Raw genomic sequence first — 18,014 nt, 5'->3', positions numbered from 1 at the left:
CCAGGCCGTTTTCAGACAAATCAACTTGTATGACGAGTTCGGTATTTCACAGGACGAGTCGTCCTCACTTGTTTCTTATCATATCAACGGAAGTCGCGACTGAACAGTACAGAGACGCCCGGATCTGAATGAAATAATGGGCTAACCACCCATATAGCAAGGGTTAATTTCAAAATTAGGGGTTTACATCTAGGGGTTTTGGCCGTTTGACAGGCTCCGTTTCGCTTCACTAAGATGCAAGCCAACTCGTATGATGACTGACGAGCAAAGACAGTCACGCCAAACCCGGTTGAGGAGCATTCCATGAAGATTGAAAGCCTGCGCGGCACCGTATTCACCTATCCCTCCCGCCGCTCGGTCGACAGTGCTGGCCATTCCCATCCGGGGCCGGAGAAGGACGCAAAAATGGCCATGCTGACCATCACCTGCGACGACGGCAGCGAAGGTCATGCTTTCGGCCCGGTTGAAGTGATGCGCCAACATGTGCTGGACGCCTTCTTCCGCAAGGTCATGGTCGGCGCCAATCCCTTCATGCGCGAACAGATCTGGCAAGACCTGGAGCACTGGCAGCGCGGCAGCGCCGGGCAACTGACTGACCGCGCCCTGGCTATCGCTGATCAGGCGCTGTGGGATCTGGCCGGACGCAAGCTGGGCGTGCCGGTGTATCAGCTGATCGGCGGCTACCGCGACAAGGTGCCGGCCTATGGCAGCACCATGTGTGGCGACGAACTCAAGGGCGGTCTGTCTACGCCTGAGGAATATGCAGAGTTCGCACTGAAGCTGGTGGCACGCGGTTACAAGGCGATCAAGCTGCACACCTGGATGCCACCGGTCGCCTTTGCGCCGAGTATCGAAATGGACATCAAGTGCTGTGCAGCCGTGCGTGAAGCCGTGGGACCGAATATTGACCTGATGCTCGACGGCTACCACTGGTACAGCCGCACCGAGGCCCTGAAGATCGGCCGTGCCCTGGAGAAGCTGAACTTTGCCTGGTTCGAGGAAATGATGGACGAGCAGAGCATGTCGTCCTACGTGTGGCTGTCCGGACAACTCGACATCCCGATCCTCGGCCCGGAATACATGGGCGGAAAGCATCACACCCGCGCCGAATGGATCAAGGCCGGCGCCTCCGCAATCACCCGTGCCGGCGTACCCGGCGTCGGCGGCATCACTCCGACCCTGAAGGTGGCCTACATGGCCGACGCCTTCGGCATGAACTGTGAAGTGCACGGCAACGGCGCGGCGAATCTGGCGGTGTGCGCGGCGATCAAGAATTGCCAGTGGTACGAGCGTGGCCTGCTCCATCCTTTCCTTGAATACGACGAGGTGCCGGCCTATCTCAACAGTCTGGCCGACCCGATGGATGCCGATGGCTTTGTGCATCTGTCACAGAAACCCGGCCTGGGCGAAGACATCAACTTCGACTACATCGCCGCCCACACCGTAAGCACGTACTGATGCAGAACCAAAACGGAATCACCCGAGGAGACTTGTCATGAAAGTGCCGTATCTGCTGGCCACCTGTGCCCTCTCGATCTCGCTGATCGGGATGCCGCTGCAGGCGAAAACACCGACTGATCAACTGATCATCGGCATGAGCATGAACAACCTGCTGTCGCTTGACCCGGCCGGCGCCACCGGCAATGACGTGGTCGAGGTCAACGCCAACATGTACGACTCGCTGGTCGAACTCGATCCGGCCGACACCTACAAGATCCTGCCGGGTCTGGCCGAAAGCTGGACGGTCGCGGCGGACAACCGCAGCATCACTTTCAAGATCCGCAAGGGCGTGAAGTTCCATTCCGGCAACCCGCTGACGGCAGAGGATGCGGCCTGGTCCTTGCAGCGCGTGCTCAAACTCAACCTCGCACTGGCCTCGGTATGGAAGAGCTACGGCTTCAGCGCCGCGAACGTGGAGCAAAGCATCCGCGCCACCGATGCGGAAACGCTGGTGCTCACGCTGCCCGAGCCGACCGACCCGAAGCTGGTGATCTATACTCTGGGCACCTCGGTGGGCGCCATGGTGCTGGATCGCAAGAAGGTGCTGGCCAACGAGAAGGATGGTGACATGGGCAAGGCCTGGCTCACCACCAACGAAGCCGGCTCCGGCCCCTTCGCGCTGAACGAGTGGCGGCAGAAGGACGTGCTGCTGATGAGCCGCAACGAAAGCTACTGGCGTCCGCAGGCCAAGCTCAAACGCGTGGTGCTGCGTCACATGACCGAATCGCAGACCCTGCGTCTGATGCTCGAGCGCGGTGACATCGATGTCGCCAATGGCATGTCAGTGCCGGATGTCGAAGCCATGAAGAAGAATCCGAACGTGGGGATCGAAGCCGTCAAGCGCGGCAACGTGTACTACGTGGCGGTCAGCGCAAAGGACGTGAAATTTGCCGACAAGCGGGTGCGTCTGGCGATCCGCAACCTGATCGATTATGACGGAATCAACAAGACGGTAATGCCGAACTACGGCCTCTACCATCAGCGTCCGGTGCAGATGGGCCTGCCCGCCACCCTGCCGAATCCGGGCTATAAACTCGACGTGCCGGCAGCGCGCAAGCTGCTGACCGAAGCCGGTTTCCCGAACGGATTCAAGACCACCATCCGGGTGCTCTCCGATCCGCCCTTCATCAATATCGCGACCAGCCTGCAGGCCACGCTGGCGCTGGGTGGCATCGAAGCCAGCGTGATTCCGGGCACCGGCAATCAGGTGTACGGCGCGATGCGTGACCGCAGCTTCGAGATCATCGTTGGTCGTGGCGGCGGCGGGGCCGAACCGCATCCGCACAGCAGCCTGCGTTCGCTGGTCTACAACCCGGACAACCGCGACGAAGCCAAGCTGACCAACTTCCAGGGCTGGCGCACTTCCTTCATCAGCCCGGAGATCAACGCCCTGATCGAGAAGGCCGAGGTCGAGCAGGACGAGAAGAAGCAGACCGCGATGTATCAGGAAATCCAGAAACTCTACGAGCAGCAGGTCGGTGCGATCCAGCCGGTATCGCAGATGGTCGATACCGTCGTGCTGCAGAAGGATATCCGCAACTTCCACAGTCACCCGGCTTCGACCACGCGCTGGCGCGAGGTCTACAAGCAACGCTGAACCGCTGACCTGCCGTCATCCTGTCCCGGATGACGGCCCCTCGCTGCAACGGAGTACTTCATGTCGATATTTTCCCTGACCGGCCGTCACATGCGCCGGGCGACGGGCTTCGGCCATCGTCTGGCGATTGTCGCCGTTACCCTGATGGGTCTGCTGGCCCTGACCTTCTTCATCGGTCGTGTCATGCCGCTGGACCCGGTCCTCTCGATTGTCGGCTCGGATGCCGACCAATCCACCTACCAGCAGGTCTATCACCAGCTCGGGCTGGACAAGCCGATGTACATGCAATTCGCCTATTACCTGCGCGATCTGCTGCACGGTGATCTGGGCCGTGCAATGCTGACCGGCAACGCGGTTACCGCCGATATCGCCCGCGTCTTCCCTGCCACCATCGAACTGGCGACCATTGCCATCCTCTTCGGCACCTTCGTCGGTGTGCCGCTGGGCGTGTTTGCCGCCACCCGTCGCGGTCGTCTCGGCGACCAGGTGGTGCGCGTGATCAGCCTGTGTGGCTATTCAGTGCCGGTGTTCTGGTTCGGCATGATGGGCCTGATCATCTTCTACGCCTGGCTGGACTGGGCTGGTGGTGCCGGACGTATCGATCTGGCCTTTGACGGGCTGGTACAGAGCCGCACCGGTCTGCTGCTGATTGATGCAGCCCTGGCCGGCGAGTGGGAAGTCTTCCACAGCGCGCTCAAGCACATCACCCTGCCGGCCTGCATCCTCGGTCTGCACTCGATGGCCTACATCGCTCGCATGACGCGTTCATTCATGCTGACGCAACTGTCGCAGGAATACATCATCACCGCGCGGGTCAAGGGCCTGTCCGAGCTGCAGGTGGTATGGAATCACGCCTTCCGCAACATCCTCGTGCAGCTGCTGACCATCGTCGCGCTGGCCTACGGTTCGCTGCTCGAAGGCGCAGTGCTGATCGAAACCGTGTTCGCCTGGCCGGGCTTCGGCAGCTATCTCACCGGCGGCCTGCTGCTCGGTGACATGAACGCGGTGATGGGCTGTGTGCTGCTGATCGGCATCATCTTCGTGACCCTCAACCTGATCGCAGACGCCTTGTATCAAGTCTTCGATCCACGCACTCGATAAGGCCGGCGCCATGACGACAACTACTCTCCCCGCTGCGGTCTGCGACAGCACGCCGCAATCCTCAGCCCAGGCCCTGCGCCAGAATCTGGCACGCAGCGGGCGCAAGCTGCTACGCAACCCGCTAGCCGTGGCCGGTCTCGTCGTGATCCTCGCCTTGCTGCTGTTGGCGATTTTTGCCCCGCTGGTCGCCACCCATGATCCGCTGCTGCAGGACCTGAACAACACACTCAAGGCACCGAGTGGCGCGAACTGGTTCGGCACCGACGAATATGGCCGCGACATTTTCAGCCGCCTCGTGTTCGGCTCGCGCATCACGCTCTACATCATCTCGCTGGTGACGGTCATCGTCGGCCCGGTCGGGCTGGCTGTCGGCGTGGTCTCCGGCTACTTCGGTGGCTGGGTCGACACGGTGTTCATGCGCATCACCGATATCTTCGTGTCCTTTCCCGGTCTGGTGCTGGCGCTGGCTTTCGTCGCTGCCCTCGGCCCGGGCCTGGATCACGCCGTGATCGCCATCGCGCTGACCGCCTGGCCTCCCATCGCCCGTCTGGCACGGGCTGAAACGCTGAGCCTGCGCAAGGCCGACTACATCGTCGCGGTGCAACTGCAAGGCGCCTCGCCGCTGCGCATCCTGCTGCGGCATGTGGTGCCGATGTGCCTGTCCTCGGTAGTGGTGCGTCTGACCATGAACATGGCCGGCATCATCCTCACTGCCGCCGGTCTGGGCTTCCTCGGTCTGGGTGCGCAACCGCCCATCCCCGAATGGGGCGCCATGATCTCGGCCGGACGCCGCTACATGCTGGAGTGCTGGTGGCTGGTGGCCATGCCCGGCGCGGCCATCATGATGGTGAGTCTGGCATTCAATCTGTTTGGCGATGGCATGCGCGACGTACTCGATCCGCGCAGCGAATAAGGAGCACGAAAAATGACTCAGGAAATTCAGGCTCCCAAGCTGCAGGTGGAAGATCTGCGCGTGAGCTTCGCCACCGGTGAAGGCATGGTGGATGCCGTACGCGGCGTGTCTTTCAGCCTCGGTAAAGAGAAACTCGCCATCGTCGGCGAATCCGGCTCGGGCAAATCCACGGTCGGCCGCACCCTGCTGCGCCTGCATCCGAAGAGCGCGCAGATTACTGCCAGCAAGATGCATTTCGGCGACATCGATCTGCTGAGCTGCTCCGAAAAAGAGATGCAGGGCATTCGCGGCCGACGCATGTCGATGATCATGCAGGACCCGAAGTACTCGCTGAACCCGGTGATGCGCGTCGGTGACCAGATTGCCGAAGCCTACCTGGCACACCACAAAGTGCCGCGCAAGGAGGCGAATCAACTGGTGCTGAGCATGCTGGAGGCGGTGCGCATCCGTGATCCGCAGCGCGTGTTCCGCATGTATCCGCACGAGGTCTCCGGCGGCATGGGCCAGCGCATCATGATCGCGATGATGCTGATCACCGGGCCGGAAATCGTCATCGCCGACGAGCCGACATCGGCGCTGGATGTGTCGGTGCGTCTGCAGGTGCTGGCCACGCTGGACGATCTGGTCAGCCAGCGCGGCCTCGGTCTGATCTTCATCAGTCACGACCTGAATCTGGTACGCAGCTTCTGTGACCGAGTCCTCGTGATGTATGCCGGCAGGGTGGTCGAATCCATCGCCGCCGCCGATCTGGATCAGGCTCAACACCCCTACACCCGTGGCCTGCTCGCCGCCCTGCCCAGCGTCGATGCGCGTCGTCCGCGCTTGCCGGTGTTGCAGCGCGACCCGAGCTGGCTGACAGCCTGAGGAGAAACAAGATGGCAATGATCGAAGTAGACAAACTCAACCTGAGCTTCGGCGAAGGCGACCAGGCCAATCAGGTGCTGCACGACGTGAGCATCTCGGTGAAGGAAGGCGAAGCTTTCGGTCTGGTCGGTGAATCCGGTTCGGGCAAGACCACCGTGCTGCGCTGTCTGGCCGGCCAGTACAACCACTGGAGCGGGCGTCTGGCCATCAACGGCGAGAATCTCGGCCGCAAGCTGGAGAAGGCGCGTTGCCGCAAGGTTCAGATGGTGTTCCAGGACCCCTACGGCTCCCTGCACCCGCGTCACACCGTGGAGACCGCGCTAACCGAGCCTCTGGCGATTCACGGTATCGGTGACGCCAGCCGGCGCATTGATGCGATCCTGACCAAGGTCGGCCTGCCTACGAGTTTCCGCTATCGCTATCCGCATCAATTGTCGGGCGGCCAGCGCCAGCGTGTGGCGATTGCCCGGGCGCTGATCCTGGAGCCACGCATCCTGCTGCTTGACGAGCCGACCTCGGCGCTGGACGTGTCGGTGCAGGCCGAGATTCTCAACCTGCTGGCCGAACTGCGCGAATGCGAAGGCCTGACCTACCTGCTGGTCACCCACGATCTGGGCGTGGTTGCGCATCTGTGCGATCGCGTGGCGGTGATGCAGCACGGGCGCATCGTAGATCTGATCGAAAGCGCCAATCTGGTCGGCTGCATTCCCGAACATCCTTACACCCGCATGCTGGTCGAAGCGAGTCGCCACTACCAGCGAGACATGGCCGACAGCGTGGCGCCCGAAGCTGCCTGACCCAAGGAAAAGACATCATGGACATGATCCTCAATCGTTTCAAACAAGGTCTGCGCAACGGCGAATTGCAGATCGGCCTGTGGTCGCACCTGTCGAACCACGTCAGCACCGAAGTGATCGGCGGCGCCGGCTTTGACTGGATCGTGCTCGATGCCGAACACTCACCCAATGAAACCTTCCAGCTGCATCAGCAGTTGCAGGCGCTGGTCGAAGGTGGCAGCAGCCCGGTGGTGCGCGTCGCGTGGAATGACAAAGTGCTGATCAAGCGCGTGCTAGACATCGGCGCGCAGACCCTGCTGATTCCTCAGGTACAGAACGCTGCCGAAGCTGCTGAAGCGGTGGCTGCCACGCGCTACCCGGCCGAAGGTGGACTGCGCGGTTTCACCGGCCTGTCACGCGCTTCACGCTTCGGCCGCATCAAGGATTATCACCAGCGCGCCAGCGAAGAGTTGTGCGTCATCGTGCAGGTGGAAACCGGCGACGCGCTGAGCCAGATCGAAGCCATCGCGGCGGTCGATGGCATCGACGGCATCTTCATTGGCCCCGGTGATCTGTCGGCCGCGCTGGGCCACATCGGCAACCCCGGTCACCCTGAAGTGCAGGCTGCGATTGCCGACGCGATCAAACGCATCCGCGCCGCCGGCAAGCCAGCCGGCATTCTTACCGGCGACGAAGCGCAAGCCCGCCAGTACATCGAATGGGGCTGCTGCTTCACCGCTGTAGGCGCCGACATCGCCTTGCTGGCGCGCGCCTCGGAACAGCTCGCCGCACGTTTTCAGCCACTCAAGACGGCGCACAAAAGCGCAGCCTGAACCCATTTCCTCTCCCCATTCTTAAAGGATCAGATCATGCAGAAAATCGGTTTCGTCGGCCTCGGCATCATGGGCACGCCCATGGCCGCTCATCTCATCAAGGCCGGCCATGCGGTCTCGCTGTACAGCCTGCCCAGCGTTCCCGCCGCGCTGATCGAGCAAGGCGGCAAGGCCTGCGCCAACGGCAAGGAAGTTGCACAGAACGCCGACATCATCTTCATCATGGTACCGGACACGCCGCACGTGGCCTCCGCCCTCTTCGATGCCAACGGGATTGCCGAAGGCCTATCGGCGGGAAAGATCGTGGTGGATATGAGCTCCATCTCTCCGATTGAAACCAAGGAATTTGCCGCGCGCATCCGCGCCCAGGGCTGCGACTATCTGGACGCGCCGGTTTCCGGCGGCCAGGTCGGTGCCCAAGCCGCTACCCTGTCGATCATGGTCGGTGGCGATGAGGCTGTGTTTGAGAACGTCAAGCCGCTGTTCGAGTTGATGGGCAAGAACATCACTCTGGTCGGAGCCAATGGCGACGGCCAGACCGCCAAGGTCGCCAACCAGATGATCGTGGCAATGACCATCGAAGCGGTCGGCGAAGCGCTGCTGTTTGCCTCGAAAGCCGGCGCCGATCCGGCCCGCGTGCGTCAGGCCTTGATGGGCGGCTTTGCTTCCTCACGCATTCTTGAAGTGCATGGCGAACGCATGGTCAAGCGCACGTTTGATCCGGGCTTCCGCATCGAACTGCACCAGAAGGATCTGAATCTGGCGCTGGGCGTAGCGCGCAAGCTGGGGCTCTCCCTGCCGAACACCGCAACCTGTCAGGAGCTGTTCAATTCCTGCGCAGCCCACGGCGGCAGTGCCTGGGATCACTCCGGCATGGTGCGGGCGCTGGAGCTGATGGCCAATTTCGAGATCGGCCAGAAGGCTTGAGCGAGAAATCTGATAAAAAAGGCGTGCAGATGAACATGACTCCACGGGAAGTGCTGCGACGGATGTTTGCGGAGGCGATTGAAGCGGCTCAAGCAGCTAATTGCATTCCATTCTTCCTGCCACAAACGCCCCGTGGACGACTCATTGTCATCGGTGCCGGCAAGGCTTCGGCGGCGATGGCGCGAACGGTTGAAAGGAACTGGACCGGCCCGCTCGAAGGACTGGTGGTTACGCGCTATGGCTACGCGGTGCCCTGCGAGCGCATCGAGATCGTCGAGGCCGCACATCCTGTGCCGGACGCATCCGGGCTCACGGCGGCGCAGCGCATTCTCTCTCTGATCGAGGGCCTCACACCGGATGACACGGTGCTGTGCCTGATCTCCGGCGGAGGCTCATCCCTCATGGCATTGCCACTGGAAGGCATCAGCCTGGCCGACAAGCAGACGCTCAACCGTGCCCTGCTCAAGTCCGGCGCGTCGATCAGCGAGATGAACTGCGTGCGCCGTCACCTCTCGGCCATCAAGGGCGGGCGGCTGGCGGCTGCCTGTTACCCGGCGCAGGTTGTCACCCTGCTGATCTCGGATGTGCCCGGTGATGATCCCTGTGACATCGCTTCCGGCCCTACTATCGGCGACACGACGAGCTGCGCCGATGCGCTGGCCATCGTCCGTCGCTATGCCATAGAACTTCCGCCAGCGATACGCGAAGTGCTGGAAAGCGGGCGCGGCGAGTCGATCAAACCGGATGATCCACGTCTGGCCAACTGCACTACCCACCTGATCGCCACGCCACGTCTGGCTTTACAGGCGGCCGCCGAAATCGCCCAGGCCGCCGGTTTCACGCCGGTGATACTGGGTGATAGCCTGGAAGGCGAGGCGCGCGACGTCGGCAAAGTCATGGCGGGCATCGCGCGCAGTGTGGCCCTGCACGGCGATCCTTGCCGTGGGCCCTGCGTGTTGTTGTCCGGCGGCGAAACCACGGTGACGGTACGCGGCAACGGGCGCGGCGGGCGCAACGTTGAATTCCTGCTCGCCCTGGGCGTGGCGCTCGATGGCCTGCCCGGCGTGTGGGCGCTGGCCGGCGATACCGATGGCGTGGATGGGCAGGAAGAAATCGCCGGCGCGATCCTCAGCCCCGATTCGCTGGCGCGCGCCTGGGCCTTGGGCCTGCGTCCGCGCGAGGCGCTCGACAATAACGACGGCCACGGTTTCTTCGGCGCGCTCGGCGACGCCGTGGTGACCGGGCCGACCTTGACCAACGTGAATGATTTCCGCGCGATCCTGATCGAGGCAATCGTGGACTGATTTTTTAGACACCTGCTCGTACAGCCGCATGCATATTCACTCTTAAGGCATGCATACTGAAGATGCGCAGCTGCTTTGGCTTTGCGACCAGGCATGCTGCAGAGCCAATACAGGCAAGGCTTTTGGGGCAGGTCTTGTAGCTGAACCCTACTCCCACTTGGCCAGCGCGACCTCGTCGCTGTCACGCGCATCCACCCAGCGCGCACCTGCGGGGCTTTCTTCCTTCTTCCAGAAGGGCGCGCGGGTTTTCAGGTAATCCATGATGAATTCGCAGGCATCGAAGGCATCGCCACGATGGCGGCTGGCGACGCCAACAAAGACGATACGCTCGCCGGGCAGCAGGCGCCCGATGCGGTGAATCACGCGAACGGCTTGCAACGACCAACGGGTTTGGGCCTGCGCGACGATATCGACGAGGGCTTTTTCGGTCATGCCGGGATAGTGTTCGAGGCTCATCGCGGCGAGATCGCCCTCGCCGCGCACAAGGCCGAGAAAGCTGGCAATGGCGCCAACATCGCTGCGCCCGACCGAGAGTGCGGCGGTTTCGGCGGCGAGGTCGAAGTCTTCAGTCTGAACGCTCACCGTCATCTCAGCCTCCGGTCACGGGCGGAAAGAAAGCTACTTCGTCACCTTCAACAATTGGACTGTGCGCCTGCGCCAGAATCTGATTGACGGCGGCACGCACAGACTTGCCGGGTGCCAGTGCCGCCCAGTCACCGCCGCGGGCGCACAGCCAGTCACGCAGAGCGCCAGCGGTGTTGACACCGGCCGGCAAGGCTTCCAGCACTTCTTCACTGCAGCCCAAGGCTTCGCGCAGGCTGGCAAAGTAGAGAATCTTGATGCTCACAGCGCGTCTCCGAAAGGAATGTAATCAACCAGATCGCCGGGCTGGATCAGCTGCCCCGGCGGGTTGCTGACGAAGCCGTCGGCCCAGGCGCAGGAGCTGAGCACGCCGCTCCCCTGCTTCGGGAACAGATCCAGGCCGCCCGCCGCGTTGCGCTGCACGCGCAAAAATTCGCGCACCGGCGGCGCCTTGGACCAGCTGAAATCGGCACGCATTCGGATTGCCTTGGGCAGAACTTCGTGCAGGCCCTGACGCTTGCGCAGGTAAGGCTGGGCGAGCATCTGGAAGGTGGCGAAGCTGGAAACGGGATTGCCGGGCAGACCAATGAAGGGGGTGGCGCCAACGCGGCCGAAAGCGAAGGGCTTGCCGGGCTTGATCGCGATTTTCCAGGTTTCCAGCGCGCCCTCGGCTTGTACCGCTGCCTTGATGTGATCCTCTTCACCGACCGACACGCCGCCGCAGGTCAGCACCAGATCATGGCCCTCGGCCGCCTGACGCAGAGCGGCGCGCGTGGCGGCCAGATTGTCGGGGATGATGCCCAGATCGGTGATGACGCAGCCCAGCGCACCGAGCAGGCCATGCAGCACGTAACGATTGGAGTTGTAGATCTGCCCCGGTCCGAGCGGTGCACCAGGCATGACGAGTTCGTCGCCGGTAAAAAACACCGCGACACGCAAGCGTGCGAACACTTCGACCTGCGCCACGCCGATGGAGGCGAGCAGGCCCAGATGCGCCGGCCCGAGGCGCGTGCCGGCCGGCAGCACTTCGGCGCCGATGGCGATGTCTTCACCCGCACGGCGGATGTTCTCGCCCGGCTTCGGGGCTTGTTCAATACGTACAGCCTCGCCTTCGGCGAGGCACTTTTCCTGCATCACCACCGCATCGGCACCCGCCGGAATCGGTGCGCCGGTGAAGATGCGCGCGGCCGTGCCGAGCTGCAGTGCGGTGGGCGCGCTGCCCGCCGGGACGCGTTGGCTGATCGGCAGGAGTTGGGCAGGCAGATCGCTGCTGCGCAGGGCGTAGCCATCCATGGCGGAGTTGTCGGCGGGCGGCACGTTGATCGTGGAGAACTGCGGCGCAGCCAGCACACGCCCCAGCGCCTGCAGGGTGTCGAGGATTTCCGTGTGCGCTGCGGGCTGGGCGGCGGCCAGCAGCGTGTCGAGGGCTTGTTCGTAAGTCAGCATGGGTTTTTCCGGGGCTTGTTCGGCGAGGATTGTTTCGTGTGGCAGGCCGCGTGCGCCTTGATTCAGGCCAGTTCAGTGAAGCGCAGGATGTAATCGGCCAGCGCCGGCACATCGTTCAGATCCAGTACGGGCAGGTCCACTTCGAGTTTTTCATCGCTGGCAATTGCCACCACATTGGGAAACTCCGTGTGAAAGAAAGGCTTGCCTACTGAGGGGCGATGCACTTCCAGTTTGGGAAGTTCGGCAGACTTGAAGCCTTCCACCAGCACCAGATCGCAGGGCGAAAGCTGGGCCAGCAACTCGACCAGACTGGGCTGCGCCTCATCCCGCAATTCGTGCATCAGGGCCCAACGCGCCGCGCCGGCGAGCATGACCTGACTGGCGCCAGCCTCGCGAAAACGATGGGAGTCCTTGCCGGGCCGATCGATGTCAAAGCCGTGGTGGGTGTGCTTGATCAGCGAGACATGCAGACCGCGCGCGGTGAAGAGCGGGATCAGTTGCTCGATCAGGGTAGTCTTGCCCGAACCGGACCAACCGGCGATACCAAATGTTTTCATGGCGTGATTGTCGCAAGAATCAGGCTGGCATTGTAGGTCTGAGAGGCTACTCCAGATCTGTAGCGAGAGCCCGTCAGCAGGATGAAGAGCGGCCCAACAGGACTGCTGAAGAACCTGTAGGGACACGCATGGACTTTCGGGCGGCCCTCGCCTACCGGGTGGGCAAAGATCAAGAATGGACGGATCAAGTCGTTACAACAAGAGTTGCAAAAAGCCGTCTGGAAGCGTGGCTTTGCGACAAATCTGACTTACGGGCGCGTCACGTCCGACGCGACAGTCCGACTGCTAGGCTGCGAAAAGTTCTGAATACAAGGCTTCGATGAACCTTCTGAACCGCCGACACGCACTGATCGCCGCCAGCTACGGCAGCACCGCACTCGTTTGTGCTGCATTGGCGCACGTCCTGCAATGGCCAGCAGCGCTCACAGCCCTGTTGTGCGCGCTGATCGGCATGCTGCCACCCGCCCTGCGCCTGGCGCGCGAGCGGACCGAAGCGGCGCAGCGCCAGGACCAGACTCAAGCCTTCGTTCAACGCTTGCTCGATGTAATCCCGGAGCCGGTTTACATCAAGAGTGAAGAGGGGCGCTATGTCTTCGTTAACGAAGCCTTCGCGCATCGCCGCAATCAGCCTGCCAGCTTCATCATCGGGCGCACCGCCGCAGAACTGGCCCCCGACACCGACACTGTCAAGCTCGTGTCTGACGAAGATCAGCGGGTGCTGGCCGGCGATACGGTCTACAAGGAAGACCGCATCCGGAATCCGCTGACCGGGGAAATCCAGTACCGCATCGTCACCAAAGGCTCCTGTCTGAACGCCGAAGGCCGGCGCGTAATCATTGGCGCGAACTTTGACATTACCAGCATGCGTGCCGCCGAAAAACAGTTGCAGATTGCCCTGACCCAGCAAACGGAGGTGGCCGAACACACCCGTACCTTTATCCAGCACATCCTTGATGTGATCCCTTACCCGATGTACATACGCGATGCACAAAGCCGATATCTGATCATCAATGAAGCCTTTGTGCGTGATCGCGGCTTCACCCGCGAACAGATCCTGGGTAATTCGCCCTTTGATCTGTCGCCGGAGACCCCGCAGGCACGGCGTTCAATCGAGGAAGACAAAGCCGTCCTGGCAGGCTATCCCCTCCACAAGGAAGAGGGAGGCCAGCATCCGGCATCCGGCGAACTCTACTTTCAACGCGTGATCAAGGGCCGCTGCTCCGACACGGAGGGACGCCCGGTCATTGTTGGCGTCAATATCGACATTACCGAACTGCGCAATTCGGAATTGCAATTGACCGCAGCCCTGGATCTACAGCGCGAACACCACCAGCAAACGCTGGATTTCGTACAGCGCGTACTCGATCTGCTGCCCTACCCGGTCTATGTGAAGGATGCGCAAAGTCGCTATCTGATGGTCAACGACGCGATGGCACGTGACCATTTCATGCGCCGCGACCAACTTTTGAATCACGTGGGGCTTGCCGAATCTGCAACGCCTGAATTGATGCGCATGCACTTTGAAGAGGACGGCGAGGTTCTGGCCGGGCAGCGCATCCTGCGCGAAGACAACAGCCTGCACCAGCATACCGGGCGCGAAACTTTCCGCATCATCTCGAAAGGCACCTGCACCAACGCATTTGGGGAACCCGTAATCGTGGGTGCGATTGTCGACCTGACAGACCTGCGCCTGGCGGAACGCGAGCTTAAATCTGCTTTCGAGCGCGAGGTCCAGTTACGCGAGCGCACCCAGGAATTCATCCAGCGCCTGATCGACGTGATTCCCGACCCGGTTTATGTGAAAAAAGCCGGCGGCTTTTACGTCATGGTCAATAACGCTTTTGCCGAGTATCACCAGATGAGCAAAGAAGCCCTGATCAACGCGAAATCTCCCTTACTGCTCACTAGCGCCAAAACCCGCGCAATCTCTGTACAAGAAGACAACGCCGTACTGGCCGGTATTGAGGTTTTCAAGGAAGAACACACTAGCCGCAAGGCGACCGGCGAAGAAGTTTTCCGCATCGTTTGCAAGCGCCCCAGCGTGTATTTTGATGGCATGCCCGTAGTAATCGGCATCGACCATCACATCACGCAATGGCGCGTGGCCGAGCGCGAGCTGCAACGTCTGGCGCAGGAGGACACGCTGACGGGATTGTCCAACCGCCGTCATTTCCACATGGAAGCAGCAAGCGCCATGGCCCGAGCCAAACGCTACGGCGAGGCGCTTTCGCTGCTGATGCTGGACATCGACCATTTCAAACACGTCAACGACACTTGGGGGCACCAGACCGGTGATGAAGTGCTGGTCGAAACCGTGCAGCGCATCAAGGACAGTCTGCGCGGCACGGACATCCCGGCGCGCTGGGGCGGCGAAGAGTTCATCGTCCTGCTGCCCCACACTGCCATGCGTGAAGCGCAGCTTGTGGCTGAACGCCTGCGTCGCCATCTGGCCGAGCTGCCCATTCTTACCAGCACAAGCAAGGTCCCCGTCACCATCAGCATCGGTGCAGCGCAGTGGCAGCGCGATGAGCCTCTTGATCATCTGGTTTCGCGCGCCGACGCGGCGCTGTATCACGCCAAGGAAGAGGGACGAAATCGCGTCGTAATTGCCGGCGAGTGAAACTTCAAGTATCGCGGGGACTTTGCCGATATAGGTGTAAGCATATAAACCACGATTGGAGTCCGCCTTGCTCCCCAAGCAGGCTGAAATTACCTTGCTTGCCCTGCCCGCTGCACTAACAGTAGGACTGGCGCTGAGCTTTGCCTGGCCAACTCCGACGGCCCTTTTCCTCACCGCACTAGCCGGACTGTTGCCGCCGCTCTGGCGGCTACACCGCGAACAGGCTGCGCTGGCCGCGCTTGCCACGCAAGCACAGACACAAAAGAAGGAAACCTGGGATTTCATCCGCCGCATCATCAACGTGATCCCCTATCCGGTTTACGTGAAGGACGCGCGTAGCTGCTATGTGCTCTTCAATACGGCCTTCGAGCTGGACAAGGCCAAGTCCTACGAACAACTGATCGGCCGCGACGGCCTGGCCCCCGGCTCCAGCGAGGAGGCAATCCGCCTGCACTATCTGGAAGACGGCGAAGTGTTGGCCGGGCGTACGATTTACAAGGAAGAACACCGCAACCACGCCGTCACAGGGCAGGAACTTTACCGAGTCATTACCAAAGGGACGTGTAGCGACCCGACGGGCGAACCGGTCATCGTCGGTGTGCGCTTTTATGTCACCGAGCAGCGCATTGCCCAGCGTTCGGCGCAAGAGGCCCTTGAGCGCGAAACAGCCCTGCGTGAACAGGTTCAGCAATTCGTGCAACGCCTGATCGACGTTATTCCGGATCCGGTTTACATCAAGAAAACCGGCGGACGCTATGTGATGGTCAATGATGCTTTCGCCGAATACCGCCATCTCGACAAAAGCTACATCGTCAGCAGCGCTTATCCGCCGCCGCCCGCGCCGGTCGACGTACTGACGCGCCAAGCCTCGATCGAGGAGGACAACAGCGTTCTCGTTGGCGGCGAAATTCTCAAGGAAGAACATGTCATCCGCAAAGCCACGGGCGAGGAGGTCTTTCGCATCGTGTGCAAGCGACACAGCATCTATTTCGACAACGAACCCGTGATCATCGGTATCGACCATCACATCACCCGCTGGAGAGTCGCCGAGCGCGAATTGCAACGCCTGGCTCAGCAGGACGCCCTGACCGGGATCGCCAATCGCCGCCACTTCCGCGAAGAGGCTGATCGTGCCATTGACCGCGCCGAACGCTACGGCGAGCCGCTCTCTCTGGTCATGCTGGATCTTGACCACTTCAAGCACGTCAATGACAGCTACGGCCACCAGGCTGGCGATCAGGTGCTGCTGGAAACCGTCAGCCGTATCAACAGTTGCCTGCGCAAATCAGACATAGCCGGTCGCTGGGGCGGCGAGGAATTCGTCGTATTGTTGCCCCACACCGACGCGGCCGAAGCCCTCTTTGCCGCCGAGCGTCTGCGCACGGCACTGGCGGCCAGCCCGATTCTGGCCGACGCCAACGCGCTGACAATCACCCTCAGCGCCGGATTTGCCCAGCGCCTGGCCGGCGAAACGCTGGACAGCTTTATCGCCCGCGCTGACACTGCGCTGTATCAAGCCAAAAACAGCGGGCGCAACCGCGTTGTCGGATTTCCCACGGATAATCCGGCCCCCATAAACGCCAATAACGAAGTGAGTATCTGAAGAGCCTCGCTGCTTGGGCCTGTGCGGGCGGGCATGCGCGAGAACCAATACCCCCGCGGTTCTTCCGGCATGCCAGCGGCCACCCCTCGACAGACGCCACTCACCACAAATGCTGCGCTGCGCAAATTTCTCTTGAGATTTGCCTCTCAACAGCCATTATTCAAATATCCCTTTGGCGCCTGCTTTTGCCTGCCGATCTTCCCTGAAGATATCCGGGGGCGGGCGCCGACGAGGGGATGTTTGCTTTCTGCCGCTTCATCGGAACGTCATCCGGGAGCAAAACCTCATGGCCTTGCTGGAGATTCGCGATGTGTCGCGCCGCTTCGGCGATCTGCTCGCACTGGATCAGGTGAGTCTGAGTATTGAGGCCGGCGAATTTTTCACCCTGCTCGGCCCTTCCGGTTGCGGAAAAACTACCCTGTTACGTCTGATCGCCGGTTTTGATGAACCGGACGCAGGCTCGCTGTGGCTTGATGGCGCACCGCTGGCCGGCATTCCGCCAGAGCGCCGACCGGTGCATACGGTATTCCAGAGCTACGCGCTCTTCCCCCATATGACGGTTGCACAGAACGTAGCCTTCCCGCTGCGCATGGCGGGCGCAATGCCCGATGAGCTGCGCGAACGCGTGCGCGCCACGCTGGCGCAGGTGCATCTGGAAGACAAGGACCGCGCCTATCCGCACGAGCTTTCAGGTGGCCAGAAGCAACGGGTGGCACTGGCCCGCGGTCTGGTCGGCAAGCCGCGCGTGCTGCTACTCGACGAACCGCTGGGGGCGCTGGACGCCAAGCTGCGTCTGGAGATGCAGATCGAGCTGATCCGGCTGCAGCGCGAGGTGGGCGTGACCTTCGTGTTCGTCACCCACGCGCAGGTCGAAGCACTGGCGCTATCCCACCGCATCGCCGTCATGAATGCGGGGCGCATTGAACAGGTGGACGAGCCGGACCGGCTGTACACGGCACCGGCCAATCGCTTCGTGACGGATTTCATCGGCACCAGCAACTTCATGGCCGCTGAAGTCCTACCGGCCGGCCGAAGTCAGGATCGCGACCAGCTGCACCTGAAACTGTGCGGCTTAGGCGAGATTCTTGCACCCGGCATGGGCATAGCTGCTGGCACACACGGCAGCTTCGCGATCCGCCCCGAGCACGTTCGCGTCATCGGGCCTGATCACGTGCCGGAGTTGCGCAACCATTTTTCTGGCCGGGTGCGGGAGCTGCTGTATCGCGGCGACGTGACGGTCTACCGCATCCAGCTGGGCGACAACGGCACGGAAAAGACAATTGAAGCACTGATGGCCAACTCGGCGCCGGGTCGCGCACGCTTCTTCGAACCTGGCCAAACCGTACAAGTGTGCTGGCGCCAGGATGCGGGCCTGTTCCTGCACGAGTGAG

Annotated in this window: 16 protein-coding genes; 12 read left to right on the top strand and 4 right to left on the bottom strand. The window is 61.7% G+C overall.

The genetic code is table 11. The features are described 5' to 3' along the window. Positions 1 to 303 precede the first annotated feature (303 nt). From ABXR19_RS06265 to ABXR19_RS06225, 9 genes are read left to right on the top strand one after another with little or no spacing between them, the layout of a single operon-like run. On the top strand, positions 304 to 1,458 hold the full coding sequence (locus tag ABXR19_RS06265; RefSeq protein WP_354600248.1) for a mandelate racemase family protein: 1,155 nt from the start codon (positions 304 to 306) through the stop codon (positions 1,456 to 1,458). A 37-nt stretch (positions 1,459 to 1,495) separates the two neighbouring features. Beyond that, positions 1,496 to 3,097 carry an ABC transporter substrate-binding protein gene (locus ABXR19_RS06260; RefSeq protein ID WP_354600247.1) on the top strand — a complete coding sequence of 534 codons (1,602 nt, stop codon included), beginning with the start codon at positions 1,496 to 1,498 and terminating at the stop codon, positions 3,095 to 3,097. 60 nt (positions 3,098 to 3,157) lie between these two features. Beyond that, a complete protein-coding gene (locus tag ABXR19_RS06255; protein ID WP_354600246.1) occupies positions 3,158 to 4,198 on the top strand; it encodes an ABC transporter permease in 1,041 nt (346 codons plus the stop codon). A gap of 10 nt (positions 4,199 to 4,208) precedes the next feature. Beyond that, on the top strand, positions 4,209 to 5,111 hold the full coding sequence (locus tag ABXR19_RS06250; protein ID WP_354600245.1) for an ABC transporter permease: 903 nt from the start codon (positions 4,209 to 4,211) through the stop codon (positions 5,109 to 5,111). A gap of 12 nt (positions 5,112 to 5,123) precedes the next feature. Then, positions 5,124 to 5,975, top strand: coding sequence for an ABC transporter ATP-binding protein (locus ABXR19_RS06245; RefSeq protein ID WP_354600244.1), 852 nt, complete (start codon positions 5,124 to 5,126; stop codon positions 5,973 to 5,975). Between the two features lie 11 nt (positions 5,976 to 5,986). After that, entirely contained in the window at positions 5,987 to 6,772 is a 786-nt protein-coding gene (locus ABXR19_RS06240; protein WP_354600243.1) for an ABC transporter ATP-binding protein, read from the top strand. A gap of 17 nt (positions 6,773 to 6,789) precedes the next feature. Beyond that, on the top strand, positions 6,790 to 7,584 hold the full coding sequence (locus ABXR19_RS06235; RefSeq protein WP_354600242.1) for an aldolase/citrate lyase family protein: 795 nt from the start codon (positions 6,790 to 6,792) through the stop codon (positions 7,582 to 7,584). A gap of 36 nt (positions 7,585 to 7,620) precedes the next feature. After that, the gene (glxR, locus tag ABXR19_RS06230; protein WP_354600241.1) at positions 7,621 to 8,511 is read left to right on the top strand and encodes a 2-hydroxy-3-oxopropionate reductase; all 891 of its coding nucleotides are present in this window, start codon (positions 7,621 to 7,623) and stop codon (positions 8,509 to 8,511) included. 29 nt (positions 8,512 to 8,540) lie between these two features. Continuing rightward, positions 8,541 to 9,815, top strand: coding sequence for a glycerate kinase type-2 family protein (locus ABXR19_RS06225; RefSeq protein WP_354600240.1), 1,275 nt, complete (start codon positions 8,541 to 8,543; stop codon positions 9,813 to 9,815). 147 nt (positions 9,816 to 9,962) lie between these two features. Here the strand turns inward: ABXR19_RS06225 and moaE are convergent, their stop codons facing one another. From moaE to mobB, 4 genes are all read right to left on the bottom strand, one after another. Further along, positions 9,963 to 10,403, bottom strand: coding sequence for a molybdopterin synthase catalytic subunit MoaE (moaE, locus tag ABXR19_RS06220; RefSeq protein WP_354600239.1), 441 nt, complete (start codon positions 10,401 to 10,403; stop codon positions 9,963 to 9,965). Position 10,404: 1 nt separating this feature from the next. Then, positions 10,405 to 10,662, bottom strand: a complete 258-nt coding sequence (moaD, locus tag ABXR19_RS06215) for a molybdopterin converting factor subunit 1 (RefSeq protein WP_354600238.1) — start codon at positions 10,660 to 10,662, stop codon at positions 10,405 to 10,407. Then, the gene (locus tag ABXR19_RS06210; protein ID WP_354600237.1) at positions 10,659 to 11,843 is read right to left on the bottom strand and encodes a molybdopterin molybdotransferase MoeA; all 1,185 of its coding nucleotides are present in this window, start codon (positions 11,841 to 11,843) and stop codon (positions 10,659 to 10,661) included. Before ABXR19_RS06210 ends, moaD begins: the two co-directional genes overlap by 4 nt. 62 nt (positions 11,844 to 11,905) lie before the next feature. Continuing rightward, on the bottom strand, positions 11,906 to 12,400 hold the full coding sequence (gene mobB / locus ABXR19_RS06205) for a molybdopterin-guanine dinucleotide biosynthesis protein B (RefSeq protein ID WP_354600236.1): 495 nt from the start codon (positions 12,398 to 12,400) through the stop codon (positions 11,906 to 11,908). A gap of 319 nt (positions 12,401 to 12,719) precedes the next feature. Between mobB and ABXR19_RS06200 the strand changes: the two genes are divergently transcribed. The 3 genes from ABXR19_RS06200 to ABXR19_RS06190 all read left to right on the top strand — a co-directional run bounded on the left by ABXR19_RS06200 (position 12,720) and on the right by ABXR19_RS06190 (position 18,013). Next, a complete protein-coding gene (locus ABXR19_RS06200) occupies positions 12,720 to 15,020 on the top strand; it encodes a sensor domain-containing diguanylate cyclase (RefSeq protein ID WP_354600235.1) in 2,301 nt (766 codons plus the stop codon). A gap of 67 nt (positions 15,021 to 15,087) precedes the next feature. Beyond that, positions 15,088 to 16,623, top strand: coding sequence for a sensor domain-containing diguanylate cyclase (locus ABXR19_RS06195; RefSeq protein ID WP_354600234.1), 1,536 nt, complete (start codon positions 15,088 to 15,090; stop codon positions 16,621 to 16,623). A gap of 286 nt (positions 16,624 to 16,909) precedes the next feature. Further along, entirely contained in the window at positions 16,910 to 18,013 is a 1,104-nt protein-coding gene (locus ABXR19_RS06190; RefSeq protein ID WP_354600233.1) for an ABC transporter ATP-binding protein, read from the top strand. Position 18,014 lies beyond the last annotated feature (1 nt).

This window comes from Uliginosibacterium flavum (assembly GCF_040566545.1).
Taxonomy (GTDB): domain Bacteria; phylum Pseudomonadota; class Gammaproteobacteria; order Burkholderiales; family Rhodocyclaceae; genus Uliginosibacterium; species Uliginosibacterium flavum.
The sequence above is the reverse complement of the archived record's forward strand: the minus strand, read 5'-3'. Positions and strand labels throughout refer to the sequence as shown.

Coding starts and splice junctions, on each gene's coding strand:
- ABXR19_RS06265 (WP_354600248.1), top strand. CDS start 304: ATGAAGATTGAAAGCCTGCGCGGCACCGTATTCACCTATCCCTCCCGC.
- ABXR19_RS06260 (WP_354600247.1), top strand. CDS start 1,496: ATGAAAGTGCCGTATCTGCTGGCCACCTGTGCCCTCTCGATCTCGCTG.
- ABXR19_RS06255 (WP_354600246.1), top strand. CDS start 3,158: ATGTCGATATTTTCCCTGACCGGCCGTCACATGCGCCGGGCGACGGGC.
- ABXR19_RS06250 (WP_354600245.1), top strand. CDS start 4,209: ATGACGACAACTACTCTCCCCGCTGCGGTCTGCGACAGCACGCCGCAA.
- ABXR19_RS06245 (WP_354600244.1), top strand. CDS start 5,124: ATGACTCAGGAAATTCAGGCTCCCAAGCTGCAGGTGGAAGATCTGCGC.
- ABXR19_RS06240 (WP_354600243.1), top strand. CDS start 5,987: ATGGCAATGATCGAAGTAGACAAACTCAACCTGAGCTTCGGCGAAGGC.
- ABXR19_RS06235 (WP_354600242.1), top strand. CDS start 6,790: ATGGACATGATCCTCAATCGTTTCAAACAAGGTCTGCGCAACGGCGAA.
- glxR (WP_354600241.1), top strand. CDS start 7,621: ATGCAGAAAATCGGTTTCGTCGGCCTCGGCATCATGGGCACGCCCATG.
- ABXR19_RS06225 (WP_354600240.1), top strand. CDS start 8,541: ATGAACATGACTCCACGGGAAGTGCTGCGACGGATGTTTGCGGAGGCG.
- moaE (WP_354600239.1), bottom strand. CDS start 10,403: ATGACGGTGAGCGTTCAGACTGAAGACTTCGACCTCGCCGCCGAAACC.
- ABXR19_RS06210 (WP_354600237.1), bottom strand. CDS start 11,843: ATGCTGACTTACGAACAAGCCCTCGACACGCTGCTGGCCGCCGCCCAG.
- mobB (WP_354600236.1), bottom strand. CDS start 12,400: ATGAAAACATTTGGTATCGCCGGTTGGTCCGGTTCGGGCAAGACTACC.
- ABXR19_RS06200 (WP_354600235.1), top strand. CDS start 12,720: ATGAACCTTCTGAACCGCCGACACGCACTGATCGCCGCCAGCTACGGC.
- ABXR19_RS06190 (WP_354600233.1), top strand. CDS start 16,910: ATGGCCTTGCTGGAGATTCGCGATGTGTCGCGCCGCTTCGGCGATCTG.